An 8,981-nucleotide genomic window follows, 5' to 3' on the forward strand; every position below is an offset into this window, starting at 1 on the left:
TGTCGGCCCGGCCGTGGAACTCGAGCGCCCCGGCCGCGTTCCAGCGGACCCGGTCGCCCGTCCGGTACATCCGGGAGCCGTCGGCGGCGAACGGGTCGGCGACGAACCGCTCGGCGGTGAGCGCGGACCGGCCGCCGTAGCCGCGCGCGACACCGGCGCCGGCGAGGCAGAGTTCGCCGACGACCCCCACGGGCACCGGGCCGAGCCGGTCGTCGAGCACGTAGGCCCGGGTGTTGGCGATCGGCCCGCCGACGGTCACCGGTTCACCCGGCGACAGCGGCGCGCAGGCCGACCAGATCGTCGTCTCGGTCGGGCCGTACATGTTCCACAGGCCGTCCGTGCGGGCCAGGATCGCCGCGGCGAGCCGCTCGGGCAGCGCCTCACCGCCGCAGAGCGCCCGGAGGCCGGGTGCCGGGGCCCAGCCGTCGTCGACGAGCAGCTGCCAGGTCGCCGGGGTGGCCTGCAGCACCGTGGCGCCGCGGCGGCGCAGCTCGGCGGCGAGCGGGCCGGGCAGCCGCGCCGTGCGGGCGTCGGCGACGGCCACGCGGGCACCGACGACGAGGGGCAGCAGCAGTTCCAGGCCGGCAATGTCGAAGCCGAGCGTCGTGACGGCGAGCAGCACGTCCTCCTGACCCAGCCCGGGCCGCTCGGCCATCGCGGCCAGGAAGGCGGCGAGGTTGCCGTGCGTCACGTGCACGCCCTTGGGGCGCCCGGTCGAGCCCGACGTGTACAGCACGTAGGCCAGGTCCTCCGGCCCGATCGGGGCGTCGGGCTCGTCCTCCGTCGCCGGCTCCGCACCGGTGTCGCGCAGCACGAGGGCGACGCCGGAGTCGGTGACCATGAAGTCCCGGCGTTCGGCCGAGTGCTGCGGGTCGAGCGGCAGGTAGGCGGCGCCGGCCCGCCAGACGGCGAGCATCGCCACGACGAGGTCCTCGGAGCGCGGCAGGGCGAGGCCGACGATCGAGCCCCGCCGCACGCCGGCGCGGCGCAGGCGGGCGGCGATGGCGGCCGACCGGCGCAGCAGCGCGGCGTAGGTGAGCGCCCGGTCCCCGAACGTGACGGCGACCGCGTCGGGTCGCTCGGCCGCGCGGGCCGCGATCAGCTCGGGCACGCCGGATGCGGGCCGTGGCGCGGCGGTGGCGTTCCAGGAATCGAGGACCAGGTGCCGCTCGGCCGGGGTGAGCAGCGGCAGGTCGCCGATGCGGCGGTTGGCGTCGGCGGCGACCCCGTCGAGCAGCCCGACGAGGTTGCTGGCCATCCGCTCGACGGTGGCCGCGTCGAACAGCGCGGTGCTGTACTCGATCCCGCCCGCCAGGCCGTCGCCGGCCTCGCCGATGCTGAGCGACAGGTCGTACTTGACCGGCCCTACCGGGCCCTCGACCGGGCCGCCGGGTTCGCCGTCGGCGGCGGCCTCGCGGGTGACGTAGCTGAACAGCACCTGGAACAGCGGGGTCCGGGACCGGTCCCGCTCAGTGACCAGGGCGTCGACGAGTCGCTCGAACGGCAGGTCCTGGTGCGCGTAGGCGTCCAGGGTGGTCCGGCGAACCCGCTGGACGACCTCGCCGAACACCGGGTCGCCGGCGAGGTCGGCCCGGATGACCAGGGTGTCGAGGAACAGCCCGATCATCGGCTCGGTCTCCGGCCGGCCGCGGTTGGCGACCGGGGTGCCGAGGACGACGTCGTGGGTGCCGCTGTACCGGCCGATGAGCACGGCGAACGCGGACAGCAGCGTCATGAACATGGTCGCGCCGGCCTCGCGGGCCAGCGCCCGCAGCCCGTCGGCGGTCGCACCGGCGACCGTGAAGCCGACGACGGCGCCGTCGGTGGAGCGCACCGGCGGCCGGGGCCGGTCGGTGGGCAACTCCGCGACCGGCGGGTCGGCGAGCTGACGGCGCCAGTAGGCGAGCTGCCCGTCCAGCGCGGCGCCGGCGAACCACCGCCGCTGCCACGCTGCGTAGTCGGCGTACTGCGCCGGCAGTGCCGGCAGCCGATGCCCGTGGTACAGCAACTCGAGTTCGCGGCGCAGAATCCGGCCCGACCACTCGTCGCAGACGGCGTGGTGGGCCGAGAGGGCGAGCACGTGCTCGTCGGGGGCGAGCCGGATCAGCACGCCGCGCAGGAGCGGACCGGCGGCGAGGTCGAACGGCGTGGCCGCGTCGAGGCCGAGGACCCGGCGGGCGGCACCGATCGGGTCGTCGCGTCCGGAAACGTCCACAACGAGCAACGGGAACGGCCGCGGCGGGTCGATCACCTGGTGCGGCACCCCGTCCGGCCCGGCCACCAGCCGGGTCCGCAGCACCTCGTGCCGGGCCACCACCGCGGTCAGCGCCGCGGCCAGGCCGGGCAGGTCGAGCCCGGGGCCGAAGCCGATCGGCGGCATCGACACGTTGTACTCGGTCGAGCCGGGGCTGAGCCGGTGGAGGAACCACAGGCGCTGCTGGGCAAAGGACAGCGGCAGCCGCCGGTCGCGCGGGGCGGGCTCGATCGCGCCGACGGCTCCGGGCCCGGCCGCGTCGATCAGGGCGGCCAGCCCCGCGACGGTCGGCCGGTCGAAGAGCGCCGCGAGCGGTACCTCGACCCCGAACACCGACCGGATCCGCGCCACGAGCCGGGTCGCGAGCAGCGAGTGCCCGCCGAGGTCGAAGAAACTGTCGGTGACCCCGACCCGGTCGACGCCCAGCAGTTCGGCCCACACCGCGGCGAGCGCCTCCTCGGTGGGCGTCGACGGCGCCACGGCGGTGCCCGGCACCCGGGGCGCCAGCAGCGCGGCCCGGTCGAGCTTGCCGTTGACGGTCATCGGGATGCCGGAGATCTCGACGACCACCGCAGGGACCATGAACTCCGGCAACCGCCGGGCGGCGAACGCCCGCAGCTCCGCCGGGTCCGGCAGTCCCTCGGCCAGGTCGGCCGGCACGAGGTAGGCGGCGACCCGCCGGTCCTCGCCGTCGCCGAACGCGACCACCACCGCCGCCCGCACCCCGGGGTGGCCGGCCAGCACGACCTCGACCTCGCCGGGCTCGACCCGGAACCCGCGGACCTTGACCTGCTCGTCGGCCCGGCCGAGGAAGTCGAGCCGACCGTCGGGCCGCCACCGGGCGCGGTCGCCGGTGCGGTACATCCGGGTGCCGTCGCCGGCGAACGGGTCGGCGACGAAGCGTTCGGCGGTCAGCACGGCCCGGCCACCGTAGCCGCGGGCCACGCCCGAGCCGGCGATGTAGACCTCGCCACCGGCGCCCACCGGAGCGGGTGCCAGCGCGGCGTCGAGCACGTAGATGCGGGTGTTGCGGATCGGCGCGCCGATCGGCGGGGCACCGGCCACGCCGGGGTCGGCCACGGCGGTGGTCGAGATGACAGTCGACTCGGTGGGGCCGTAGGTGACCGTCATCCGCCGGCCGGGCGCCCACCGGGCGACGATCTGTGCCCCGACCCGCTCCGAGCCGGTGAACAGGGTGGTCACGCCGGGCAGCGCGGCCGGGTCGAGCACGGCCAGCAGCGACGGGGCCAGGCTGGCCGACTCCACCGCCTGGGCCCGTAGCATCGCGGTCAGCCGGGCGGGCTCGGCCCGCTCGGCGGCGGTGGCCACCACGAGCGTCCCGCCGCTCGACAGGACGACGGCCACGTCCCGCACGGAGGCGTCGAAGCTGAACGAGGCGAACTGCAGCACCCGGCCGGTAAGCCCGGACCCGAGTTCGTCGACGAGGTTGGCCAGCCCGCCGTGCTGCACCTGCACGCCCTTCGGCCGGCCGGTCGAGCCGGACGTGTAGATGAGGTAGGCCAGCTGCCGCGGGTCGGGCGTCACCGGCTCAACCTCGCCGGCGCCCTGCACATCGGAGAGGACGAGGCCGACGCCGGCGTCGGTCGTCATGAACTCAAGGCGATCGGTCGGGTACTGCGGGTCGAGGGGCAGGAAGGCGGCGCCGGCGAGCCAGACGCCCAGCATTCCGACGACGGTGCCGCCGCTGCGGTCGAGGCGCAGGCCCACCACCGACTCCGCGCCGACGCCGGCGGCCCGCAGCCGGGCGGCCAGTCCGCCGGCCCGCCGCAGCAGCGCCGCGTAGGTCACCGCCCGCCCTCCGCAGACCAAGGCGACCGCGTCCGGTGTGGCGGCCGCCCGCGCCGCCACCCGCTGCGGCACCATCGCCGGATCCGGCGACGCCGTGATGCCGGTCCCCGCACGCAGCACGAGGTCGCGCCCGGCCAGCGGCAGCTCGCCGACCGGCCGTTCGCCGCCGGCGGCGGCGAACGCGGACAGCAGCTCCAGGAGGTGGCCGACGAGCCGTTCGATGGTCGCCGTGTCGAACAGGCCCGTGCTGTACTGCACCTTGCCCGACAGGCCGTCCCCGGCGTCGCCGAACCGCACGGCCAGGTCGAACTTCGCGTCGACCGGCCCGCCGAACGTCACCCCGGCGGGGCCGCCGGGCGGCGCTGCCGCCGGGCCGCCGACGTCGGCCGCGTCGTAGGTGAAGAACACGTCGAACAGTGGCGACCGCGACCGGTCCCGCCCGGCGACGAGCGCGTCAACCAGCTGCTCGAACGGCAGATCCTGATGCGCGTACGCGGCCAGGGCAGTTGCCCGCACCCGGGCCAGCAGCTCGCCGACGGTCGGGGCACCGGACAGGTCGGTGCGCAGCACGAGGGTGTTGACGAAGAACCCGATGAGGCCGTCGGTCTCGGCCTGGCCCCGGTTCGCCACCGGCGTGCCGACCACGACGTCTTCGGTGCCGCCGTACCGACCCAACAGCGCCGACAGCGCCGACAGCAGCGTCATGAACATCGTGGTGCCGTGGGCTGCGGACAGCGCGCGCAGCCCGTCCGCCGTCGCCGCCGGCACGGTGAACCAGGCGGCGCCACCCGCCGACGAGCGGATCGCGGGTCGCGGCCGGTCGGTCGGTAGGTCGGGGGCGGTGGCGCCGGACAGCTGCCGGCGCCAGTAGGCGAGCTGCCGGTCGAGCACGTCGCCGGTCAGCCAGGCCCGCTGCCACACCGCGAAGTCGGCGTACTGCACCGTGAGCGGCGGGAGTTCCTCCCCGCGGTACAGCAGGTCGAGCTCCTGCCGGAGGATCCGGTCGGACCACTCGTCGAAGATCGCGTGGTGGGCGGTGAGCGCGAGGACGTGCTCGCCGGAGGTGAGCCGCAGCAGCATCGCGCGCAGCAGCGGGCCAGCGGCCAGGTCGAACGGCGTCGCCGCGTCGGCCGCCACCACGTGGTCGGCGGCGGCGAGCGGGTCGGCGGCGCCGGTGAGGTCGACGACCGGCATCCGGAGCCGGCCCGGCGGGTCGATCACCTGGCAGGGTTCGCCGTCGGCGCCGACGACGAGCCGGGTCCGCAGCGCCTCGTGCCGGGCCACGATCGCGTCCAGCGCCACGGTCAGCGCGGCTACGTCGAGGTCGCCGGTGAAGTGCACCGGCACGGCCAGGTGATAGTCGGTGGAGCCCGGGTCGAGCCGGTCGAGGAACCACAACCGCTGCTGGCCGAACGACAGCGGCAGGGGCCGACTGCGGTCGGCCCCGGTCACCGGCGGGGCGGCGGATCCCGTCGCACTGTCCACGGCCGCCGCGAGGCCACGGGCGGTCGGCCGGTCGAAGATCGCCGCGAGGGGTACCTCGACCCCGAACACCGTCCGGATCCGCGAGACGACCTGGATGGCCAGCAGGGAGTGCCCGCCGAGTTCGAAGAAGCCGTCGGTGGCGCCGACGCGGTCGAGGCGCAGGATACCGGCCAGGATGCCGCTCAGCAGCTCCTCGGTGGGGGTGGCAGGGACCTGGTGGTCGCCGTCCGGGCCGAGGGTGTCCGGGCCGGGGGCGGGCAGCGCGGCCCGGTCGAGCTTGCCGTTTGGAGTCAGCGGCAACCGTTCCTGCTCGACGAAGAGCGACGGCACCATGAACGGCGGCAGGGTGCGCGCCAGGTACTCACGCAGCTCGGCGGCGGCGGGTGCGCCAGCGGCCGGGTCGGCGGGCACGACGTAGGCGACGAGGCGGGCCCGGGCGCCGTCGCCGGCGGCGGTCACGGCGACGGCCGCGACGCCGGGATAGCCGGCCAGCGCGGCCTCGATCTCGCCGGGTTCGATCCGGAAGCCCCGGACCTTCAGCTGGGCGTCGGCGCGGCCCAGGAACTCGAGGCGGCCCTCGCCGTTCCACCGGACGCGGTCGCCGGTGCGGTACATGCGGGAGCCGTCGGCAGCGAACGGGTCGGCGACGAACCGTTCGGCGGTGAGCGCGGGCCGGCCGTGGTAACCGCGGGCTACGGTCGGCCCGCCGATGTGCAGCTCGCCGGTGACGCCGGCGGGGGCCAGCCGCAGGGCGGCGTCGAGGACGTAGACGACGGTGTCGGCCAGCGGTGTGCCGATGGGCACGGGTCGGCTGGGCTGGCGCAGCTGCCAGGCGACGGCGGTGATCGTCGCCTCGGTGGGCCCGTAGGTGTTGTGGACCGGGACGTCGGTGTGGTCGAACCAGCGGGCGAGGGCCTGGGGCGCGACGGCCTCACCGCCAAGCGCCATGAGCCGGAAGGCCGCTCCGAGCCCGTCCGAGCCGGGCAATGCGGCGATGAGCAGCTCCCAGAACGCCGGGGTGAGCTCGACGAGCGTCGCCGCGCGGGCCCGGATCTGCTGGATGAGCGTCTCCGGTGTCCACTGCCGGGTGCCGCGCAGGATGAGCCGACCGCCGTGGACGAGGATCGTGAAGATCTGGTCGACGGCGGCGTCGAAGGTCGGCGCGGCGAACTGTAGGACGCCGTCGGCGGGGGTGAGCGCGTAGGCGCGGCCGATGTCGAGCAGCCGGAGCCCGATGGCGTGGTGGTCGGTCATCACGCCCTTGGGCCGGCCGGTCGAGCCGGACGTGTAGATGACGTACGCGAGGGTCTGCGGCTCGATCGCGGGCAGTTCGCCGGTGACGACCGGCGGCGGCTCGACGTCGACGAGCAGCCAGGGCACGTCCGGCGTGTCCAGGGCCGGGACGAGGGACGAGTCGGTGATCACGAGCCGGGCGCCGGAGTCCGTCACCATGTACCGCAGCCGCTCCCCGGGGTGGTCGGGGTCGAGCGGCAGGAACGCGGCACCGGCCTTGAGCACACCGAGCATCGCCACGATCATGATCGGTTCCCGGGCCAGGCACACACCGACGACGTCGTCGCGACCGACGCCGACGGCAACGAGGTGACGGGCCAGCCGGTCGGCGCGGCGGTCCAGCCCGCCGTAGGTGAGCTGCCGGCCGGCGGCGACGACGGCGACCGCGTCGGGCCGCCGTCGGGCCTCTTCGGACAAGAGTGCCGGCAGGCTCTGCCAGGCCCGCGTAGCGGCCGGGCCGGTGCCGAGTTCCAGCAGCCGGGCCCGTTCGTCGTCGGCGAGCGGGGCGAGGCGGCCGAGGCGGCAGCCGGGGTCGGTGGCCGCGTCGAGGACGGCGACGAGGTGGGCCGCCATCCGGCGGATCGTGGCCGGGTCGAACAGCGCCGTGCTGTACTCGATGACGCCGGTCAGTCCCTGCTCGCCGGCGTCGCTGAACGTCACAGCGAAGTCGGATACGGTCAGCTGGGTCATCGGTCCGGCGCCGCCCTCGCCGGGGTCGCCGAGCGCCGCCGGGTCCTGGACGTAGTTGAAGAACACGTCGAAGAGCGCGTTGCGGGAGCGGTCCCGGTCGGTCACCAGGTCGTCAACGAGCTGCTCGAACGGCATGTCCTGGTTGGCGTAGGCGTCGAGGGCGGTCCGGCGCACACGGGTGAGCAGGTCACCGAAGGTGGGGTCGCCGGACAGGTCGGTGCGCAGGACGAGGGTGTTGACGAAGCACCCGATGAGGCCCTCGGTCTCGGCCTGGTTCCGGTTGGCCACCGGTGTGCCGACGACGACGTCGTCGGTGCCGCAGTACCGCCCGAGCAGTACGGAGAACGCCGACAGCAGCGTCATGAACATGGTCGCCCCGCTGTCCCGGGACAGCGTCCGGAGGGCGTCCACGGTGGCCGGGGCGACGGGGAACGCCAGCTGTCCACCGGCCGCGGAGCGCACCGGCGGCCGGGGCCGGTCGATCGGCAGGTCGAGCTCGGGCAGGCCGGCGAGCCGGGCCCGCCAGTAGTCGCGCTGGCCGGCCAGGACGGGGCCGGACAGCCAGGCGCGCTGCCACACGGCGAAGTCGGCGTACTGCACGGGCAGCGGCGGCAGCGGGTCGGGCGCACCGGCGCAGCCGGCGTCGTAGAGTGCCCGCAACTCGCGCTGGAGGATGCCGCCGGACCACTCGTCGAACGCGGCGTGGTGCACGGTCAGGGCCAGCAGGTGCTCGTCGGCGGCGAGCCGGATCAGGGTGCCGCGCAGCACCGGCCCGGTGGCGAGGTCGAAGGGCGCGCCGGCATCGGCCTCGACGACGAGGCGGGCGGCACCGAGCGGGTCCGCGCCCCCGGACACGTCCACGACGGGCAGGTGGAAGGTACGCGGCGGGTCGATCACCTGGTGTGGCACGCCGTCCGGCCCGGCCACCAGCCGGGTCCGCAGCACCTCGTGCCGGGCCACCAGCGCGGTCAGGGCCGCCGTGAGGCCGGCCAGGTCGAGGTCGGTGCCGAGCCCGATCGGTGGCAGCGCCACGTTGTACTCGGCCGACGCCGGGTCGAGCCGGTGCAAGAACCACTGGCGCTGCTGGGCGAACGACAGCGGCAGTATCCGGTCCCGGCCGGCGGCGACGATCGGCACCCCGACCGCCCGGGTGCCCGCATCGACGACCGCGGCGAGGCCGGCGACGGTCGGCCGGTCGAAGAGCGCCGCGAGCGGTACCTCAACCCCGAACACGGTCTTGACCCGCGACACGAGCCGGGTCGCGAGCAGCGAGTGGCCGCCGAGGTCGAAGAAGCTGTCGGTGACACCGACCCGGTCGACGCCCAGCAGCTCGGCCCACACGCCGGCCAGCAGCTGCTCGGTCGAGGTGGTGGCCGGCGCGAACCCGCCGGACACCTTCGGGGCCGGCAGCGCGGCCCGGTCGAGCTTGCCGTTGGCGGTCAACGGGATA

1 protein-coding gene is annotated in these 8,981 nt (G+C 75.5%); it reads right to left on the reverse strand.

Going from position 1 to position 8,981, the window contains the following annotated elements; genetic code table 11:
• Positions 1-8,981 (reverse strand): amino acid adenylation domain-containing protein (locus tag AC507J_RS31915; protein WP_496294235.1); only part of this gene is annotated, 8,981 nt, incomplete at both ends.

The organism is Micromonospora sp. PRAS1, from assembly GCF_059553435.1.